This is a genomic window from Sphingomonas sandaracina (genome assembly GCF_036663695.1).
Classification (GTDB): Bacteria; Pseudomonadota; Alphaproteobacteria; order Sphingomonadales; family Sphingomonadaceae; genus Sphingomonas.
This window is the reverse complement of sequence record NZ_JAXOJK010000001.1, coordinates 1,064,005-1,081,327: the sequence shown is the minus strand read 5'-3', so window position 1 is coordinate 1,081,327 and position 17,323 is coordinate 1,064,005. Positions and strand designations below refer to the sequence as shown.

Sequence of the window (17,323 nt, the reverse complement as noted above, 5' to 3'; positions counted from 1 at the left end):
CGTGGGCGAAGCTGCATCGGGGGCGAGTGTGACAGGCGATCCGGATGTAGGACAGCGAAATCGCGGGGGTTCTTGCGGAGACCCGGTGTGATCTTTACAGGGCCCGAGGCGCAGATCAAAGGTCGGGCATCGGCCAACACCCGTCCCGTCATCCTGACGAAAGTCAGGATCCAGAGCCGCGCGGAGCGCCCTCGGTTACCCTGGATCCTGACGTTCGTCAGGATGACGGACCGTAGGAAGGATCGCGTGGACAATCGCCGGCCGTCCCGTCGTTACGCAGCCTCGCGCACGCGTTCCAGGCCGGTCAGCGAATTGGGTCCGGCAGCCGCGAGCGTCACCTCGACCAGGTCGCCGATCGCATGGTCGCCGATCAGGTGGACCGATTGCAGCCAGGGCGACTTGCCGATCAGCTGACCGGGAAGTTTGCCCGTACGCTCCAGCAGAACCGAGCAGGTGCGACCGACGGTGGCGGCGTTGAAGGCATGCTGGTCGCGGTTAAGTGCGGCTTGCAGGCGCTGGAGACGCTCGTCCATCACGGCCTCGGGGACCTGCTCGACGATCGACGCCGCGGGGGTGCCGGGGCGGGGGCTGTATTTGAAGCTGTAAGCCTGCGCATAGCCGACCGCATCGACCAGGCTCAGCGTGTCCTCGAACTCGGCATCGGTTTCGCCGGGGAAGCCGACGATGAAGTCGCCGGACAGCGCGATGTCGGGGCGTACCGCGCGGACGCGGTCGAGGAGGCGGAGGTAGGAGTCGCGGGTGTGGCTCCGGTTCATCGCCTTCAGCACGCGGTCGCTGCCGCTCTGCACCGGCAGATGCAGGAACGGCATCAGGCTTTCGATGTCGCTGTGCGCGTCGATCAGGCCCTGCGTCATGTCGTTGGGGTGGCTGGTCGTGTAGCGGATGCGGGCAAGACCCGGGATGCGGTCGAGGTCGCGGATCAGGTCGTGGAGGCCGCGCTCATTCTCGCTCCATGCGTTGACGTTCTGGCCGAGCAACGTGATCTCGCGCGCACCGGCATCGACCAGCGCCTTGGCCTCGTCGACGATCGCAGCGAACGGCCGGCTTATCTCCGCACCGCGCGTGTAGGGGACGACGCAATAGGTGCAGAATTTGTCGCACCCTTCCTGCACCGTCAGGAACGCCGAGGGTGCAACCTTCCGTCGTGCCGGCAGTGCGCCGAACTTCGACAGGAGCGGCATGTCGGTGTCGAGCGAGGGCGTGCCGGCGGCGGCCTTGGCGACCAGCTCGGGCAGGTTGTGATAGGCTTGCGGGCCGACGACGATGTCGACCTTGGCGCGCGTGAAGATCTCCTCGCCCTCGGCCTGCGCGACGCAACCGGCGACCGCGATCATCGGCGTCTTGCCGGACTTGCGGCGCTGGTCCTTCCGGAGGCGGCCGATGTCCGAATAGACCTTTTCGGTGGCGCGCTCGCGAATGTGGCAGGTGTTGAGGACGACGACGTCCGCATCGACCGGGTCGGCTTGGGTGAGGCCCTGGGCGGCCATCAGCTCGGCCATGCGCTCGCCGTCATAGACGTTCATCTGGCAGCCGAACGACTTGACGTGGAAGGTCTTCGGGAATGTTTCGGGAGGGGACATGCCGGCGCCCTACCAAATTTACGCGGCAGTGGGGAGGGGGCGCTTAAACCCCTCTCCCCTCCGGGGAGAGGGAGGGGCCCGCATGCTCTTGCATGTGGGAGGGTGAGGGGCGTGAGGCTCGGGTCGCTCGCCCCAAAGCCCCTCACCCTTCCGTCGCCAAGTGGCTCCTCCCTCCCTCTCCCCGCGGGGGAGAGGGAGGGAGGGGGCGCAGGCGATGCGTGGTCATACCCCTTGCCCCTCCGGGGAGAGGAAGGGCCGCATGCTCTCGCATGTGGGAGGGTGAGGGGCGTGAGGCTCGGGCGGTTCGCCCCAAAGCCCCTCACCCTTGCGTCGCCAAGTGGCTCCTCCCTCCCTTTCCCCGCGGGGGAGAGGGAGGGAGGGGGCGCAGGCGAAGCGTGGTCATCCCCTCGCCCCTCCGGGGAGAGGGAGGGGCCCGCACGCTCTTGCGTGTGGGAGGGTGAGGGGCGTGAGGCTCGGGCCGTTCGCCTCAAAGCCCTTCACCCTTCCGTCGCCAAGTGGCTCCTCCCTCTCCCCGTGGGGGAGAGGGGTCAGGGCGTCACTTCTTCGTGGCGGCCGGCACCACCGCCATCGTCCAGTCCTTGTCCGGCCGCAGATACTTCGCCGCGGTTGCCTGCAATTCTACCGGCGTCGTCGTCACCAGGTCGCTCGCGATCCGCTGAGTCGCGGCGATCCGGCGCGGGTCGAACGTCGCGCCGCCCAGTTGCTGCAACCAGAACTGGTTCCCGGTCGAGGCGCGCAGGATATACTGCCCCATCGGCTTCTTGATCCGGTCCAGCTCGTCCGCGGCGATCGGCGTCGACACCAGTTCGGCCGCGATCTGGCGGGCGATCTGGAAGAAGAACGACACCTTGTCGGGCGCGACCTGGCCGATCGCGACCATGCGGCCGCCGGTGCTCATGCCGACCGGCCACTGGCTCGATACGTTGGGGCTGTAGCTCGCGCCCGCCGCCTGCCGCAGCCGCTCGAACAGCCGATCGCTGAACACCTGCGCCAGCACGTCGAGCCGTCGCGCCTCGACGATGTCGTCGACGCCGCCGCCGGTCGGCCAGGCGATCACCGCCGCCGCCTGGTTCTCGGGACCGGTATGCGCGCGCATCACCGGCGTCGTGTTGTGCGCGGGGAACGCCACCGGCGCGCCGACCGTCGACACCGCCGTGCGCGGCTTCATCGCGCCGAACGTCTTGGCGACCGCGGCAATCGCGTCCTCGGTCTTCACGTCGCCGAAGATCGAGACCTCGATCGGTCCGGTCTGCAGGATCGGCTCCCAGAACGCCCGGAAGTCCTTGGCATTCAGCGCCTCGACGGTCGCCTTCGACGGCGTCCCCCAGCGCGGATCGCCGGCGCGCAGCAGCCCTTCGAGGTCGCGAGACAACACGCCGTCCGGCGACGAATCATAGCCTGCGAACCCGGCCAGCGCCGCGACCCGAGCGCGCGCGACCGGCGCCGGATCCCAGGCCGGGAACGCCAGCTTCGACGCCATCAGGCGCAGCTGGTCGGCATAATCCGCCGGCGACGTGATCGCGCTGAGCGTGAACGCATCGTCGTCGATCCCGAAGTCGAGGCCGATCCGGCGACCGGCGGTAAGCTGATCCAGATCGCCCTGGTCGAGCTTGCCGATCCCGCCCGCGACCAGTGCCAGATCGCCCGCCCAGGCCGGCGTCGGCCGGTTGGACGGGATCGCGGTATAGCCGCCGCCGAACCGCACGCGGACATAGACCCGCCCGGTCTCGCCGGCGTTGGGGAACAGCAGCACGCGCGTGCCGTTGGCGAAGTTCACCTGCTCCATGTCGAACGCGGTGACCTTCTCGCGGCTGGCGACCGTCCCCGGCTTGCCGAGCGACGGCAGCTTCGAGAAATCGACCGCCCCTTGCGCACGACGCTTGCCGGCCAGACCCGAAACATCCGCCTTGAGCGCGGTCGCAAGCTTGTTCGCGGCCCCCGCATCGGGCGTCTGCGTATTTACTAGGGCACGCGTCGCCGTCCCCTCGAAGATCGCCTTGCTCGATGCGAGCAACGTGGCGGGGGTGAACATGCCCTTGGCCTTGGCGTCCTGAAGGATCTTGTACGACGTTTCCGGCCCGGCCACCGTTTCACGGATGTCTAGCGCGCCGACCATGTCGTCCGCCTGCTTCGATCCCGCCTCGACCTTCGCGGTTTCAACGCTGGTCCGCATGATCGTGTCGAAATCGGCATATTCGCGGTCGACCTCGGCCTGGCTCGGCGCGTTGGTCTGTGCGTCGGCGATCACCGCGCGCACATCCTTCAACGCCGCCTCCCAGTCGGTCCCGATCGGCACGATGTTGACGCTCGTCAGGTTCGCCGAGCGCGAGACGTCATCGATCGACACGCCGGCCTGCAGGAAGCTGCCGCCAGCGCGCGCCCGCGTTTCGAGGCGTCGACTGATCAGGCGGGTAGCGAGCACGTCGACCAGCCGCTTCTGGTTCATGATCGCGGTGTCGTCCTGATACTTCCAAGGGCGTACCACGCCGAGCGTTACGACCGCCGGAATGGCCGGCTCGGCGATCGTCGCCGACACCGGCGCCTTGGGATCGGGCTTGCCGAAATCGGGTGCGGGCACGAACGGGCCGATGCCCTTCCAGTCGGCAAAGTTCTTGACGATCAGCCGTCCGAACAGCGCCGGGTCCATGTCGCCCGAGATGATGACGACGGTGTTCTCCGGCCGATACCAGCGATCGTGGAACGCCTTTACAGTGGCACCGGTAGCGGCCTCCAGCGTCTTGATGTTGCCGATCGGCGACCGATCCGCGAGTGGCTGGCCAGCGAAGAACGTCGCGCGGATCGCGTCGCCGAAGCGTACCTGCGGGCCGGGCTGCTCGCGCTGTTCGGCCAGCACGATCGGGCGCTCTGCGGCGACCGACGCGTCGGTGATCGTCGGCTTCTCCATCATGCCGGACATGATCTTCAGGCTCTCGCCGAGCCCCGCTTCGGTTGCCGAGGGAAGATCGAGCTTGAACGTGGTCGAGGTCGGCGTGGTCTGCGCGTTGGTATCCGATCCGAAGGTCGCGCCGAACCGCTGCCACACGCGCTTCGCCTCACCGTCGGGGACGTATTCGGAGCCGCGGAACGAGAGATGCTCGATGAAATGTGCAAAGCCGCGCTCGCTGTCGGTCTCGTTCAGCGAGCCCGCATCGATCCGCACGCGCACCGACACCTGGCCCGGCGGGACGCCGTTCTTGCGCACCGCGAACCGCATGCCGTTGGGCAGCGTGCCGAACTTCCATTCCGGGTCGCGGGTGAGATCGCTGCCCTTGTAGAGCCACGCGGTCGTGTCGATCCCGGTCAGCTCGGGAAGCGTCGGTGCCTCCTTCGCTCCCCCCTTGGCGCCTTCTGTTACCGGGGCGGAGGCGGCCTGCTGCGTTGCCATCTGCCCGCTCGCCGGGATAGCGAGGCCGAGCATGAGGGGGAGCAGGACGGGAGCGCGATACAAGCGCGAAAAGGATAGCATGGTCCATCCCTAGCGCCCCCGCGCGCGCATCGCCAGCGTCGCACCGTCGTAGGGCCCCGCGACCGCCATCATTTCGTCCAACACACGGGGTATGTCGTGTCCGGACAAGGGGATCGGCGCGACGACGCGCGGACACACGGCGGGGCGCAAGGTAGAGATGACGGTCGAAGCCGAACTGGGGCAGTCCGCAATGTGGCGGGATCGGGGCGCGCCGTCGGTCCGTCGTCATGCGCTCATGCCCGATCCGCGCTTTGCCGGCGTGTCGATGATCGCCGAGCCCGCCCGCCCGCTGATCATCCGCGTCGGCAAGCACCTGCGCGGGGTGTTCGACCGGATGATCGAGTCGTCCTCGCTGGTCGCCAACGATCCCGTGCTCGACGTCCGCGATTTCGCCTGGACCGCGGAGTTGCGCGAGCATTGGGCGGCGATCCGCGACGAGGCGGTCCGCGTCGCGTTGCAAGGCGACGCATCGCCCAGTCTCGCGACGATCTCGCCCGATCACCGGTCGATCGCCGAATTGGGCAAATGGCGCTCGTTCTTCCTCTACGGTTATGGCTATCCAATCGAGGAGAGCCTGGCGCGGTGTCCGCAGACGGCGGCGGCCGTCGCGCGCATTCCCGGCCTGAACAGCGCACTGTTCTCGATCCTCGCGCCCGGCACGCATATTCCCGAGCATCGTGGCGTGACCAAGGGCCTGCTCACCTGCCACCTCGGCCTGATCGTCCCGCGCGACGGCGACGTCCGGATGCGCCTCCACGACCGCACCGTGCGCTGGGCGGAGGGCGAAACGCTCGTGTTCGACGACACCTATCAGCATCAGGTCTGGAACGACACGTCCGGTACGCGGGTCGTCCTGCTGATCCAGTTCGCGCGGCCGCTGCGCAACCCCGGCAAGTGGATCGCCGACATGCTGCTCGGCATCGTCCGCCGCTCCGCCTTCGTCCAGGACACGGTCCGCAACATCGGCAGATGGAACGCCGCAGCGACACACCGCGACGGGTGACCCTTCTCGCTCCCCTCCCTGGCAGGGAGGGGCTGGGGGTGGGTCGGCTGATGGGTCAGTGTGACGCCCATCACGAACCCACCCACCCCCGACCCCTCCCTTCACGAGGGAGGGGGGAAGATGCGTGGTCACACACTCCCCGAAAGAAACCGTTTCCCGTTCCACGCTTGATCCCTCGCGTCCGCCGGGCCACATGCCCCTCATGCTGATCGAAACGGAATCCACCCCGAACCCCTCGACGTTGAAGTTCCTGCCGGGACGCACCGTCATGGACGCCGGCACGCGCGACTTCGCCACCCCCGAGGAGGCCGAGACCAGTCCGCTGGCCGAGGCGATCTTCAATCTGGGCGACGTGACCGGCGTGTTCTTTGGCCGTGATTTCGTTTCGGTCACCGCCGGGCCGGGCGTCGCCTGGTCGGACCTGAAGCCCGATGTGCTCGCGATCCTGCTCGATCATTTCTCCGCCGCGATGCCACTGTTCAAGCCCGCCCGTGCCGGTTTCTCGGTGCCCTCGGACGAGCCCGCGCTGTCCGACGATCCCGCCGACGCCGACATCGTCGCGCAGATCCGCGAACTGATCGACACGCGTGTTCGTCCGGCGGTGGCGAACGACGGCGGCGACATCGTCTATCGCGGCTTCGACAAGGGCAAGGTGTTCCTCCAGTTGCAGGGCGCCTGCGCCGGTTGCCCGTCGTCGAGCGCGACGCTCAAGAACGGCATCGAGCAGTTGCTGAAATATTACGTGCCCGAAGTCACCGAAGTGAGAGCCGTCTGATGCGCGAGCCACTCGACGCCGCCGTCCTCGACGCCGTCTTCCGCGAAGCCCGGACCTATAACGGCTATACCGACGAGCCGGTCGCCGAGGCCGAACTGCACGCGATCTGGGACCTGATGAAATGGGGCCCGACGTCGGCCAACCAGCTCCCCGCACGCCTGATCTGGGTGGTCAGCGACGACGCCAAGCAGAAGCTCGCCGAGGCGTGCAGCGCGCAGAACCAGCCCAAGATCCTCAAGGCGCCGGTGTCGGTGATCATCGGCATGGACACCAATTTCCACGAACACCTGCCCGAACTGTTCCCGCACGCCGATGCGAAATCGTGGTTCGACGGCAATGCCGAACTGCGCGAGGCGTCGGCGTTCCGCAATTCGACGCTGCAGGGCGCTTATTTCATCATCGCCGCGCGGATGCTGGGGCTCGATACCGGGCCGATGTCGGGGTTCGACGCGGGTAAGGTCGATGCGGCGTTCTTCCACGACACGCCCGCGGTGCGGACGAACTTCATCTCGACGCTCGGCCACGGCGATCCCGCGACGATCTACGCCCGCTCGCCGCGCCCAGACTTCGCGAAGTTCAACAGCATCGCCTGACAGCGACCCAAAAATGCTCCGTCACCCCGGACTTGTTCCGGGGTCCACGGTTCCGCATGACGTACGATTGTATAGCACGCGGAATGGTGGATGCCGGAACGAGCCCGGCATGACGGATGAGACAATGCGCACGCTAGTAATCGAAACATCCACCACCGCCTGCTCGGTCGCCCTCATAGAAGGCGGCGCCGTGATCGCCCGCGCGCACGAGGTCGTCGGCCGCGGCCATGCCGAGCGCCTCATTCCGATGATCGCCGAGCTCCCCGAGGGCGGTCGTGCGGACAGGATCATCGTCGACTGCGGCCCCGGCAGCTTCACCGGCGTCCGCGTCGGCATCGCCGCTGCCCGCGGCCTCGCGCTCGGCTGGGGCGCGGAAATCGCTGGTTTTTCCTCGCTTCCCCTCATCGCTGCCGCCGGTTTCGCCGATCGCTTGACCGACGATATTGCGGTAATCATGGAAGGGGGCCATGGCGAAGTCTTCATGCAAGCCTTCTCCGCCGATCTGTCGCCGCGATCCGACATGGCATCGCTGAAGCCCGCCGCCGCGCTCGCCGCGCTGGCGGGACGGCGCGCGGTCGGCAACGGCGTGCGCTGGCTCGCCGCGCTCGACGACCGCTTGGATCTCACCGAAGCGCTCCCCGACGCAGCCTCGGCGATCCTGCTCCCCAAAGCACTGACCGCGCTCGCGCCAAGCCCGATCTACGGCCGTGCGCCCGACGCCAAACCCTCGGTCCCGAAATAATGGCCAGCCGCCAAGTCGCGACCCGCACCGTCACGCTCCGTACCGGCGACGCACGCGATCTCGCGATCGTCGACGCGCTGATGACCCAGGCGTTCGACCCGCGCTACGGCGAGGCGTGGACGCGCAGCCAGTGCCTCGGCGTGCTCGCCCTGACCGGCGTCCACCTGACGCTCGCCTATGTCGACGATCTTCCCGCCGGGTTCACGATGACGCGGTCGGTGGCCGACGAAGCCGAACTTCTGCTGATCGCGGTCGCACCCGACTATCGCCGTCGCGGCGTCGGCACGTCGCTGATCCGCGCAGCAATCGCCGACTGCTCGGTCGGCAACATCGCCAAACTGCACCTCGAAGTCCGCGCCGGCAACGACGCGGTCAAGATGTACGACGCGCACGGCTTCACCAAGGTCGGCGAGCGCCGCGCTTATTATCGCGGCAAGACCGGCGTCGCGTACGACGCACACACATATTCCAAAGATATCACCAGCTAAGGCTTATTGCGAGTCACTATCCCTTTTCGCAACAGCGCGGAGGCCCTACATGGCACTCAACGAGGGAATGACACATGCCGCGCAAGATCGATCTGGAAGCACTCTGCAACGAGAAGGGCCTGCGCATCACCGAGCAGCGCCGCGTCATCGCGCGCGTGCTGTCCGAGGCCGACGACCATCCTGATGTCGAGAAGGTCTATGAACGCGCGTCGCAGATCGACCCGGGCATCTCGATCGCCACGGTGTACCGCACGGTCCGCCTGTTCGAGGAAGCCGGCATCCTCGACCGTCACGACTTCGGCGACGGCCGCGCACGCTACGAGCCCGCGCCCGAAGCGCATCACGATCACCTGATCGACGTCGAGAGCGGCAAGGTGATCGAATTCGTCGATCCCGAACTCGAGCAGTTGCAGAAGGCGATCGCGGAAAAGCTCGGCTTCCGCCTCGTCGATCACCGCATGGAACTCTACGGCGTCGCGCTCACCCGCAAGGATTGACGCGATCGGCCGGATCCGCCTTGGCGCGCGGCTGGCGGCGCTGCTGCTGGCGCTGATCCTCGCACTGCCGTTGCATGGCGCGTGGCGGCTGTTCGGACGGAAATCGCCGTGGCCGCCGCGGTTCCTGGGTCTGGTCGGGCGCATCGTCGGTGCTCGGACGCGGGTGGTCGGCAATTCGCTGCGTCACGATGTCGTCTTCGTCTCGAACCATCTGAGCTGGATCGACATCCTGCTCCTTTCGGGGGCGACCGGCACCGCGTTCGTGGCCAAATCGGAACTGCGGGCGGCACCGCTGGTCGGCTGGCTGTGCACGCTCAACCAGACCATCTTCGTCTCGCGCGCCGACCGCATGGCGGTGACCGCGCAGATCGCCCAGATCCGCGATACGCTCGCGCAGGACTGGCCGGTGACGCTGTTCCCCGAAGGTACGACCGGCGACGGCGTGACCCTGCTTCCCTTCAAGGCAGCACTTCTGGCCGCACTCGATCCGCCGCCGCCCGGCGTCCGGGTCCAGCCGGTCCGCATCGACTATGGCGCGGCGACGCATGAACTCGCGTGGGTCGGCGACGAGCCGGGGCAGCACCACGCCGCCCGCGTGCTGACGCGCAAAGGCCGTTTCGTGGCAACGCTGCATTTCGCGGACCCCTTCGACTCGGTGGACTACGGCGACCGAAAAGCCATAGCTGCCGAAGCCCGCCGCCGAATGGAAGCACTCAGCTAGAGTGTTTCCCCGCGAAGGCGGGGACCCAGACTGGACTCCCGCCTTCACGGGAGAACACGGAGACGGGAGGTGCGCTCTCCAAGTCTCCCTCCCCGGCGGAGGCCGGGGCCCAATTGGAAAGGTGGTTGTAACGAAGCGCAGAGCTCCGTTTGCATCGTCTTCCAACTGGGCCCCGGCCTCCGCCGGGGTGGGGAGCTGATTGATACCTTAACTCGAGTACAAACCGTCCAGCCGTTCCCCATACGCCTGCTTCAACACATGCCGACGGATCTTCAAGCTCGGCGTCAGTTGCTCGTTCTCGATCGTGAACGGTCCATCGGCCAGCACGAAGCGGCGGATCCGTTCGGTGACCGTCAGCTCCTTGTTCACGCGCTCGACCGCAGCGCCCAGCGCGGTACGGAACTCGCTATTCTCCGCCAGCCGGGCGAAGCTGCACGCGTCGCCATTGCCGGCGCACCATTCCTGCGTCCACTCCGGATCGGGCACGATCAGCGCCACCATGTACGGGCGCTTGTCGCCGACGATCATCGCCTGGACGATCTCGGGCTGGAGCGTCAGCATGCCCTCGACCTTTTGCGGGGCGACGTTCTCGCCCTTGTCGTTGATGATCAGGTCCTTCTTGCGGTCGGTGATCCGGATCCGCCCGCGGTCATCGATCTCGCCGACGTCGCCGGTATGCAACCAGCCGTCCTTGAGCACTTTCGCGGTCTCGGCATCGTTGCGCCAATAGCCGTGCATGACCAGTTCGCCGCGGACCAGGATCTCGCCGTCCTCGGCGATCCGGACTTCGGTATCCTTGAGGGCCGGCCCGACCGAATCCATCCGCACGCCGGCCTTGGGGCGGTTGCACGAGATGACGGGTGCCGCCTCGGTCTGGCCATAGCCTTGCAGGAAGGTGAGGCCGAGCGCTTCGAAGAACAGCCCGACTTCGGGATTGAGCGGCGCACCGCCCGAGATCATCGCCTTCAGCCGGCCGCCGAATTTCTTCGAGATCTTCGGCTTGAACAGCGTCGCGACGGCGGCCTGCATCGGCCGGTCGGTCAGGCGAAGGCGACCGGCATAGCGCTTGCCGCCGATATCGAGCGCCTGGCGCAGCAGGAATGCCGACGCACCGCCCTGTTTCTCGATCGTCTTCGAAATCCGCGTGCGGAGCACCTCGAACAGGCGGGGGACGACGAACATGATCGTCGGGCGCGTTTCCTCGATGTTCGCCGCGAGCTTTTCCAGGCCCTCCGCGTAATAGATCTGGCCGCCGAGCGAGATCGGAAAATGCTGGCCGCCGGTATGCTCATAGGCATGGCTCAAGGGCAGGAACGACAGGAAGACCTCGTCGTCCCAACCGAAATCCTCCGAGATGACCGCCGCGCAGCCGGCGCAATTGTGGAGGATCGCGCCGTGGTGCTGCATCACGCCGCGCGGCGCGCCGCCGGTACCCGAGGTGTAGATGATGCAGGCAAGGTCCTCGCGCGCGAAGTTGGCGCGCGCCGCGGCCGCGTCCGGCGCGGTCGGGTGCGCGGCGATCAGCCCGTGCCAGCTGTGGAAGTCGATCGCGGCGGGGACCCTCATGTCCTCGAACCCGATCACGGTGTGCGCCTGGTTCGAGCGGACCACCGCGGGGAGCAGCGTCTTGGCGAGCTTCGCGGTCGAGACGATGATCGCGCAGGCGCCCGCATTCTCGATGATGTGCAGATGATCGCGTTCGGTGTTCGTGATGTAGGTCGGCACGGTGATGCAGCCCGCCGCCATGATCGCGAGGTCGCTCAGGCACCATTCTGGCCGGTTCTCGCTGACCAGCATTACCCGATCGCCGCGCTTCAGGCCGATCGCGGTCAGCGCGGTGGCGAGCGACGCCACCTGGCGCGCGGCGTCGGCCCAGCTGGTCGCGACCCACGCGCCGCTCGTCTTGGTCCACAGGAACGGCGCGTCGCCCTTCTCCGCTGCCCGCGCAAAGAACATCGTGACGAGGTTCGGGAATCGTTCGAGCTGGCGGGCCATTGTCTCTCCTGAGGTACTCTTGCAGCCCGATGTTTGATGGGTCGGCTTGCTTTAGTGCGAGGCCAGTATAGCAACACTCGTCATCCCAGCGAAAGCTGAGATCCAGAGACATCGACGGTAACGCTGCTGGCTCTGGATCCTGGGTCGAGCCCAGGATGACGATGGGTAAGTGAGTATCATTCAGGCGCGCGCTGGACTTTGCCGACGCGTACGATCCGGGTGACGCTGCCGTCCTGGCTCATCGCCACACCCTCGCTGCGCGGATCCGCCGCGCCGACCCATTTGCCGCCCACACGCTCGATCGCGTTCGCCTTCAGGCCGAGCGCCGCGACCTGCACGGTCTCGCCCAGCGCCTGCAACGCCGGCACCATCGCTTCGCGCTCGGTACCCTTTTCCGCCGTCGCGACCTGGCCCGGCGCATAGAGCAGCCCGAGTGCGATCGAATCCTGCGCGGACAGCTTCCAGTCGACCACGCCGATGATCGCCTTCGCCACCTGCGCGATGATCGTCGAGCCGCCCGCCGCGCCGACTGCAAGCCGGACCTTGCCGTCGGGACCGTAGACGATCGTCGGGCTCATCGAGCTGCGCGGTCGCTTGCCGCCCTCGACGCGGTTGGCGACGAGCGCGCCGTCCTTTTCAGGGACGATGTCGAAGTCGGTGAGCTGGTTGTTGAGGACGGTGCCGTCGACCGTCAGCCCGGAACCGAAATAGCCCTCCACGGTGGTGGTGACCTCGACGACGTTGCCGCGTGCGTCGACCGTCGCGATGTCGGTCGTGCCGGGGACCTCGCTGACCGGCGCGCCGACGCGGGCAGGGGCGCCTGGGGGCGAGCCGGCGGTGACGGTCGCCATCGTCGTCGTCGGCGAGATCAGCGCCGAGCGGCCAGCGAGATACTTCGCGTCGAGCATGCCCTGCACCGGCACACGGACGAAATCGGGATCGCCGACGTACAGGTTGCGGTCGGCATAGGCGAGACGCGAGGATTCGGCGAACAGGTGCCAGGCCTGCGCGCTGTTCTTGCCAAGCTTGGCCATGTCGAAGCGTTCGAGCTGCTTCAGGATCATCAGCACGGTGATGCCGCCCGACGACGGCGGGCCCATCCCGCAGACGCGGTACACGCGGTATTTCACGCAGACCGGCGGCCGCGATTTAGCGTCGTAGCTGGCGAGATCGCCGAGCGTCATCTTCGACGGATTGCGCGCGGCGGTGTTGACCGTGGCGACGATCTTCTGCGCCTGCGGGCCGACATAGAAGCTGTCGGGGCCTTGGGTCGCGATGCGCTGCAGCAGCGCGGCTTGTTGCGGGTTCCTGATCGTCGCGCCGATCGCGACCAGCGTGCCGTCGGGCGCGGAGAAGATCTTCCGCGTCTCGGGCGTGACGTGGTCGCCATACGCCGTCATGCCGTTGACGAGGCGGGGAGAGGCCTGGAAACCGTTGGTCGCGAGCCGGATCGCGGGGGCGAACAGTTGCGCCCACGGAAGCTTGCCCGACGCGCGGTGCGCGAGCGCCATGCCGCGGAGCGCACCGGGGATGCCGACGCTGCGACCGCCGGGGACCGCGTCGCTATGGCTCAGCGGCGTGCCGTCGGGGGCATAGAACCAGCGCGCGTCGGCGGCGGCCGGCGCGGTTTCGCGAGCGTCGATTGTGCTCAGCGCGCCCCCGGCCGCATGGTTGATCCAGAAGCTGCCGCCGCCGATGCCCGAGCTTTGCGGCTCGACGACGTTGAGCGCGAGCATTGTCGCGATGGCGGCATCGGTCGCGCTGCCGCCGGCGCGCAGGATCTCGACGCCGGCCGCCGCCGCACGCGGGTCGGCGGCGCTGACCATCCCCTGGTCTTTGATGGCGGCAGGTGCGGGTTGGCGCGCCTCTACGGCGGCGGTGGGGACGAGGAGGGCGAGCGCGAGGAGAGAGGTCTTCATCGGCCGCAAGCCTAACGCGGTTCGAACACGAGGCAAGCGGCTAACCGAAACGTCCCGTCATCCTGGGCTCGACCCAGGATCCAGAGCCACGAAGGCCGACGTACTTGGCTCCGGATCCCAGCGTTCGCTGGGATGACGGGAGAGCGTGGGGGAAGAATAGTGTCAGCGAGCGTCGACTCCCACCGCGTCGCCGACCGAGGCAAATCCATCGCGGATCAGCAGCGCGTCCAGTTCGCGCAACATGCGGGCCGGGAGGCCCGGTCCCTCATATACCAGCGCGGTATAAAGCTGGACGAGACTCGCGCCGGCGCGGAGGCGGGCATAGGCTTCGGCACCGCTGCCGATGCCCCCGACCGACACGAGCGGCATCGCCCCGCCGGTCGCCTTGCGGAAGTCGATCAGGCGCTGGCGGGCGAGCGAGGCGAGGGGGGCTCCGGACAGTCCGCCGGTTTCCTTTGCGTTGGCCGAGCGCAGGCCGGGCCGCGAAACCGTCGTGTTGTTGACGATCAGCGCGTCGATGCGGTTGTCGATCGCGGCGCGCGCGATGTCGTCGATGTCCGCGGGTTCGAGGTCCGGTGCGACCTTCAGGAAGATCGGCGTGTCGCCCTTCACGGCGGTGCACGCGACAAGCAAATCGCGCAGCGCCGCGCCGTGCTGCAGATCGCGCAGACCCGGCGTGTTCGGCGAACTGATGTTGATCGTGACGTAATTGGCATATGCCGCGGCGCGAGTGACGCCGTGGACATAGTCGGCGGTGCGATCGGTCGCGTCCTTGTTCGCGCCGACATTGATGCCCAGAACGCCTTCGCCGCCCGCGCCGCGGTTCACGCGGTCCAGCGCCCCACTGAGCCCGCCATTGTTGAAGCCGAGTCGGTTGATGATCGCCCGGTCTTCGGGAAGGCGGAAGATGCGGGGCTTCGGGTTGCCGGGCTGGGCAAGCGGCGTGAGCGTACCGATCTCGACGCTGCCAAAGCCAAGCCCGAAGAACCCGTCGATCGCGCGACCGTCCTTGTCGACCCCCGCCGCCAGCCCGACCGGGTTGGGAAACGCGATCCCCGCCACGGTCGTCGCGAGACGCGGCACGTTGGGGGAGAGCGGTGCGCCGGCCCGTCCCCATGCGGCGAGCGCTGTGATGGTGAGGGTATGTGCGCGCTCGGCGTCGAGACGGAATAGGATCGGGTGGTAGAAGGCCATGCGCGTCCTCGCTTTTTCGCCGGTCGGGAAGGGTAATCTTTGCTCCCCTCCCTGGAAGGGAGGGGCTGGGGGTGGGTCGGTGTGGGCGCGTGCTGCGATCGCCAACCGGCCGACCCACCCCCGACCCCTCCCTTCCAGGGAGGGGGGAAGTCAACCTCGCGGGTCATGCCGAATACAAAAACCGCCCTTGAGTTGCGAGTCGTTAGCATGCCTGCGCGGGTTGACGATGCACTGCACAACGCCCATTTGACTAATCGGATCAGATCGGTCCGATTGGACTTTCAAGCCGCCATGCGTCTTTCCAGCCTAGCAGACTATGCGGTCGTCATGATGAGTGCTGCGGCGCGTCATTGCGGCGGGATCGCGCGGCTGAACGCGACGTTGCTCGCCGAGGAGACCGGCGTGCCGCTCCCGACCGTGCAGAAGCTGGTAAGCCGGATGTCGGCTGCTGGCCTGATCGAGAGCACGCGCGGCTCCGGCGGCGGCTTCCGCCTGTCGCGCCCACCGGCGATGATCTCGCTCGCCGACATCATCGAGGCGGTCGAGGGTCCGATCGCGCTGACCTCGTGCGTCGATGGCGCGTCGCAGGATTGCTGCGTCGCCCAGTCCTGCCGCGTGAAGCCGCACTGGAACGCCGTCAACGACGCGGTTCGCGGCGCGCTCGCCAGCGTGTCGCTCGCCAGCTTGTCGGCCCAAGTCCCAATTGAATCGCCCGTAACCCTGGATCCCCGCCTTCGCGGGGAAACGAGAGTGAGTGTATAATGGCTACCCGGAACGCAGAGGCATACGCCGCCGCGAACAAGACGTACGAGTGGGGTTTCTCCTCGGACATCGAACAGGAATTCGCACCGAAGGGTCTGTCGGAAGACACGGTGCGCTTCATTTCGGCCAAGAAGGGCGAGCCGCAGTGGATGCTCGACTGGCGGCTTAAGGCGTTCGCGTTGTGGCAGACGATGGAGGCGCCCGACTGGTCGAAGCTCGACGTACCGCCGATCGATTACCAGGACGCGTATTATTACGCGGAGCCCAAGGCGAAGCCGAAGCTCGGGTCGCTCGACGAGGTCGATCCGGAGATCCTGCGCGTCTACGAGAAGCTCGGCATTCCGATCGGCGAGCAGAAGATGCTGGCGGGCGTGGTCGAGGATCCGCTCGACGCGGACGGCAACCCGAAGCGCCGCGTCGCAGTCGATGCGGTGTTCGACAGCGTTTCGGTCGCGACGACGTTCCGCAAGGAGCTCGAGGCTGCGGGCGTGATCTTCCGCTCGATCTCCGAGGCGATCAAGGAATATCCCGAGCTCGTCCGGAAGTGGCTCGGCAAGGTGGTGCCGCAGCGCGACAATTACTTTGCGACGCTGAACTCGGCGGTCTTCTCCGACGGCACGTTCGTCTACATTCCGGAGGGCGTCCGCTGCCCGATGGAGCTGTCGACGTACTTCCGCATTAATGCCGAGAATACCGGGCAGTTCGAGCGCACGCTGATCGTCGCCGACAAGGGCAGTTACGTCTCGTATCTCGAAGGCTGCACCGCGCCGATGCGCGACGAGAACCAGCTGCACGCGGCGGTGGTCGAACTCGTCGTGCTCGACGATGCCGAGATCAAATATTCGACCGTGCAGAACTGGTATCCGGGCGACGAGAACGGCGTCGGCGGGATCTACAATTTCGTCACCAAGCGCGCGCTGTGCCAGGGCAAGAACTCGAAGGTCAGCTGGACTCAGGTCGAGACCGGCAGCGCGATCACATGGAAATACCCTTCGTGCGTGCTGCTCGGCGACGGCTCGGTCGGCGAGTTCTATTCGGTCGCGGTGACGAACAATCGCCAGCAGGCCGATACCGGCACGAAGATGATCCACCTCGGCAAGAACACGCGCTCGACGATCGTGTCGAAGGGGATTTCGGCGGGGCGGTCGGACAACACTTATCGCGGGCTGGTGCGCGTCGCGCCGACCGCGGAGGGCGTGCGCAACTTCACGCAGTGCGACAGTCTGTTGCTCGGCGACCAGTGCGGCGCGCATACCGTGCCATATATCGAAGTCCGCAACCCGTCCGCGCAGATCGAGCACGAGGCGACGACGTCGAAGATCTCCGAGGACCAGCTGTTCTACGCGATGTCGCGCGGGCTGGACCAGGAGGCCGCGGTGGCGCTGATCGTGAACGGCTTTGCGCGGGAGGTGCTGCAGCAGCTGCCGATGGAGTTTGCGGTCGAAGCGCAAAAGCTGCTGGGGATTTCGTTGGAAGGCAGCGTGGGGTGACCCAGACACCGCAAGACGAAGACCTGCGCCTAAACTCCCCTCCCCTTCAGGGGAGG

The 17,323-nt window shown here is 67.0% G+C and carries 14 protein-coding genes; 9 read left to right on the top strand and 5 right to left on the bottom strand.

The window, feature by feature from the left end:
- Positions 1–272: 272 nt before the first annotated feature.
- Both miaB and U1707_RS04865 read right to left on the bottom strand, forming a co-directional pair.
- Positions 273–1,601: a tRNA (N6-isopentenyl adenosine(37)-C2)-methylthiotransferase MiaB gene (gene miaB / locus U1707_RS04870; RefSeq protein WP_332798924.1), complete on the bottom strand. Its 1,329-nt coding sequence runs from the start codon at positions 1,599–1,601 to the stop codon at positions 273–275.
- 556 nt (positions 1,602–2,157) lie between these two features.
- Entirely contained in the window at positions 2,158–5,088 is a 2,931-nt protein-coding gene (locus U1707_RS04865; RefSeq protein WP_332798923.1) for a M16 family metallopeptidase, read from the bottom strand.
- 91 nt (positions 5,089–5,179) lie between these two features.
- Between U1707_RS04865 and U1707_RS04860 the strand changes: the two genes are divergently transcribed.
- The 7 genes from U1707_RS04860 to U1707_RS04830 all read left to right on the top strand — a co-directional run bounded on the left by U1707_RS04860 (position 5,180) and on the right by U1707_RS04830 (position 9,907).
- A complete protein-coding gene (locus U1707_RS04860; protein WP_332798922.1) occupies positions 5,180–6,091 on the top strand; it encodes an aspartyl/asparaginyl beta-hydroxylase domain-containing protein in 912 nt (303 codons plus the stop codon).
- Positions 6,092–6,293: 202 nt separating this feature from the next.
- On the top strand, positions 6,294–6,866 hold the full coding sequence (locus tag U1707_RS04855) for a NifU family protein (RefSeq protein WP_056050182.1): 573 nt from the start codon (positions 6,294–6,296) through the stop codon (positions 6,864–6,866).
- Positions 6,866–7,459 carry a malonic semialdehyde reductase gene (locus U1707_RS04850; RefSeq protein WP_332798921.1) on the top strand — a complete coding sequence of 198 codons (594 nt, stop codon included), beginning with the start codon at positions 6,866–6,868 and terminating at the stop codon, positions 7,457–7,459. The genes U1707_RS04855 and U1707_RS04850 overlap by 1 nt, the downstream gene beginning before the upstream one ends.
- A 124-nt stretch (positions 7,460–7,583) precedes the next feature.
- Entirely contained in the window at positions 7,584–8,201 is a 618-nt protein-coding gene (gene tsaB / locus U1707_RS04845) for a tRNA (adenosine(37)-N6)-threonylcarbamoyltransferase complex dimerization subunit type 1 TsaB (protein WP_332799069.1), read from the top strand.
- Entirely contained in the window at positions 8,201–8,689 is a 489-nt protein-coding gene (locus U1707_RS04840; RefSeq protein ID WP_332798920.1) for a GNAT family N-acetyltransferase, read from the top strand. The genes tsaB and U1707_RS04840 overlap by 1 nt, the downstream gene beginning before the upstream one ends.
- A 74-nt stretch (positions 8,690–8,763) precedes the next feature.
- Positions 8,764–9,186 (top strand): Fur family transcriptional regulator, encoded by a 423-nt coding sequence (locus tag U1707_RS04835; protein WP_056047123.1) that lies wholly within the window; start codon positions 8,764–8,766, stop codon positions 9,184–9,186.
- A gap of 70 nt (positions 9,187–9,256) precedes the next feature.
- Entirely contained in the window at positions 9,257–9,907 is a 651-nt protein-coding gene (locus tag U1707_RS04830) for a lysophospholipid acyltransferase family protein (RefSeq protein ID WP_332798919.1), read from the top strand.
- 207 nt (positions 9,908–10,114) lie between these two features.
- On the opposite strand, the gene U1707_RS04825 is transcribed toward U1707_RS04830, so the two are convergent.
- The 3 genes from U1707_RS04825 to U1707_RS04815 all read right to left on the bottom strand — a co-directional run bounded on the left by U1707_RS04825 (position 10,115) and on the right by U1707_RS04815 (position 15,015).
- The gene (locus U1707_RS04825; RefSeq protein ID WP_332798918.1) at positions 10,115–11,902 is read right to left on the bottom strand and encodes an AMP-dependent synthetase/ligase; all 1,788 of its coding nucleotides are present in this window, start codon (positions 11,900–11,902) and stop codon (positions 10,115–10,117) included.
- 176 nt (positions 11,903–12,078) lie between these two features.
- Positions 12,079–13,821: a gamma-glutamyltransferase gene (gene ggt, locus U1707_RS04820; protein WP_332798917.1), complete on the bottom strand. Its 1,743-nt coding sequence runs from the start codon at positions 13,819–13,821 to the stop codon at positions 12,079–12,081.
- A 162-nt stretch (positions 13,822–13,983) separates the two neighbouring features.
- Positions 13,984–15,015 (bottom strand): quinone-dependent dihydroorotate dehydrogenase, encoded by a 1,032-nt coding sequence (locus U1707_RS04815; RefSeq protein ID WP_332798916.1) that lies wholly within the window; start codon positions 15,013–15,015, stop codon positions 13,984–13,986.
- 291 nt (positions 15,016–15,306) lie between these two features.
- On the opposite strand from U1707_RS04815, the gene U1707_RS04810 reads away from it, so the two are divergent.
- Both U1707_RS04810 and sufB read left to right on the top strand, forming a co-directional pair.
- The gene (locus U1707_RS04810) at positions 15,307–15,777 is read left to right on the top strand and encodes an SUF system Fe-S cluster assembly regulator (RefSeq protein WP_332798915.1); all 471 of its coding nucleotides are present in this window, start codon (positions 15,307–15,309) and stop codon (positions 15,775–15,777) included.
- Entirely contained in the window at positions 15,777–17,267 is a 1,491-nt protein-coding gene (gene sufB, locus U1707_RS04805; protein WP_332798914.1) for a Fe-S cluster assembly protein SufB, read from the top strand. The genes U1707_RS04810 and sufB overlap by 1 nt, the downstream gene beginning before the upstream one ends.
- Positions 17,268–17,323 lie beyond the last annotated feature (56 nt).

What these genes read in the sequence shown, in the direction of transcription:
- U1707_RS04835 (WP_056047123.1), top strand. Translation starts at nt 8,764, where the DNA reads ATGCCGCGCAAGATCGATCTGGAAGCACTCTGCAACGAGAAGGGCCTG.
- sufB (WP_332798914.1), top strand. Translation starts at nt 15,777, where the DNA reads ATGGCTACCCGGAACGCAGAGGCATACGCCGCCGCGAACAAGACGTAC.
- miaB (WP_332798924.1), bottom strand. Translation starts at nt 1,601, where the DNA reads ATGTCCCCTCCCGAAACATTCCCGAAGACCTTCCACGTCAAGTCGTTC.
- U1707_RS04825 (WP_332798918.1), bottom strand. Translation starts at nt 11,902, where the DNA reads ATGGCCCGCCAGCTCGAACGATTCCCGAACCTCGTCACGATGTTCTTT.
- U1707_RS04865 (WP_332798923.1), bottom strand. Translation starts at nt 5,088, where the DNA reads ATGCTATCCTTTTCGCGCTTGTATCGCGCTCCCGTCCTGCTCCCCCTC.
- U1707_RS04860 (WP_332798922.1), top strand. Translation starts at nt 5,180, where the DNA reads ATGTCGTGTCCGGACAAGGGGATCGGCGCGACGACGCGCGGACACACG.
- U1707_RS04850 (WP_332798921.1), top strand. Translation starts at nt 6,866, where the DNA reads ATGCGCGAGCCACTCGACGCCGCCGTCCTCGACGCCGTCTTCCGCGAA.
- U1707_RS04810 (WP_332798915.1), top strand. Translation starts at nt 15,307, where the DNA reads ATGCGTCTTTCCAGCCTAGCAGACTATGCGGTCGTCATGATGAGTGCT.
- ggt (WP_332798917.1), bottom strand. Translation starts at nt 13,821, where the DNA reads ATGAAGACCTCTCTCCTCGCGCTCGCCCTCCTCGTCCCCACCGCCGCC.
- U1707_RS04855 (WP_056050182.1), top strand. Translation starts at nt 6,294, where the DNA reads ATGCTGATCGAAACGGAATCCACCCCGAACCCCTCGACGTTGAAGTTC.
- U1707_RS04815 (WP_332798916.1), bottom strand. Translation starts at nt 15,015, where the DNA reads ATGGCCTTCTACCACCCGATCCTATTCCGTCTCGACGCCGAGCGCGCA.
- tsaB (WP_332799069.1), top strand. Translation starts at nt 7,584, where the DNA reads ATGCGCACGCTAGTAATCGAAACATCCACCACCGCCTGCTCGGTCGCC.
- U1707_RS04840 (WP_332798920.1), top strand. Translation starts at nt 8,201, where the DNA reads ATGGCCAGCCGCCAAGTCGCGACCCGCACCGTCACGCTCCGTACCGGC.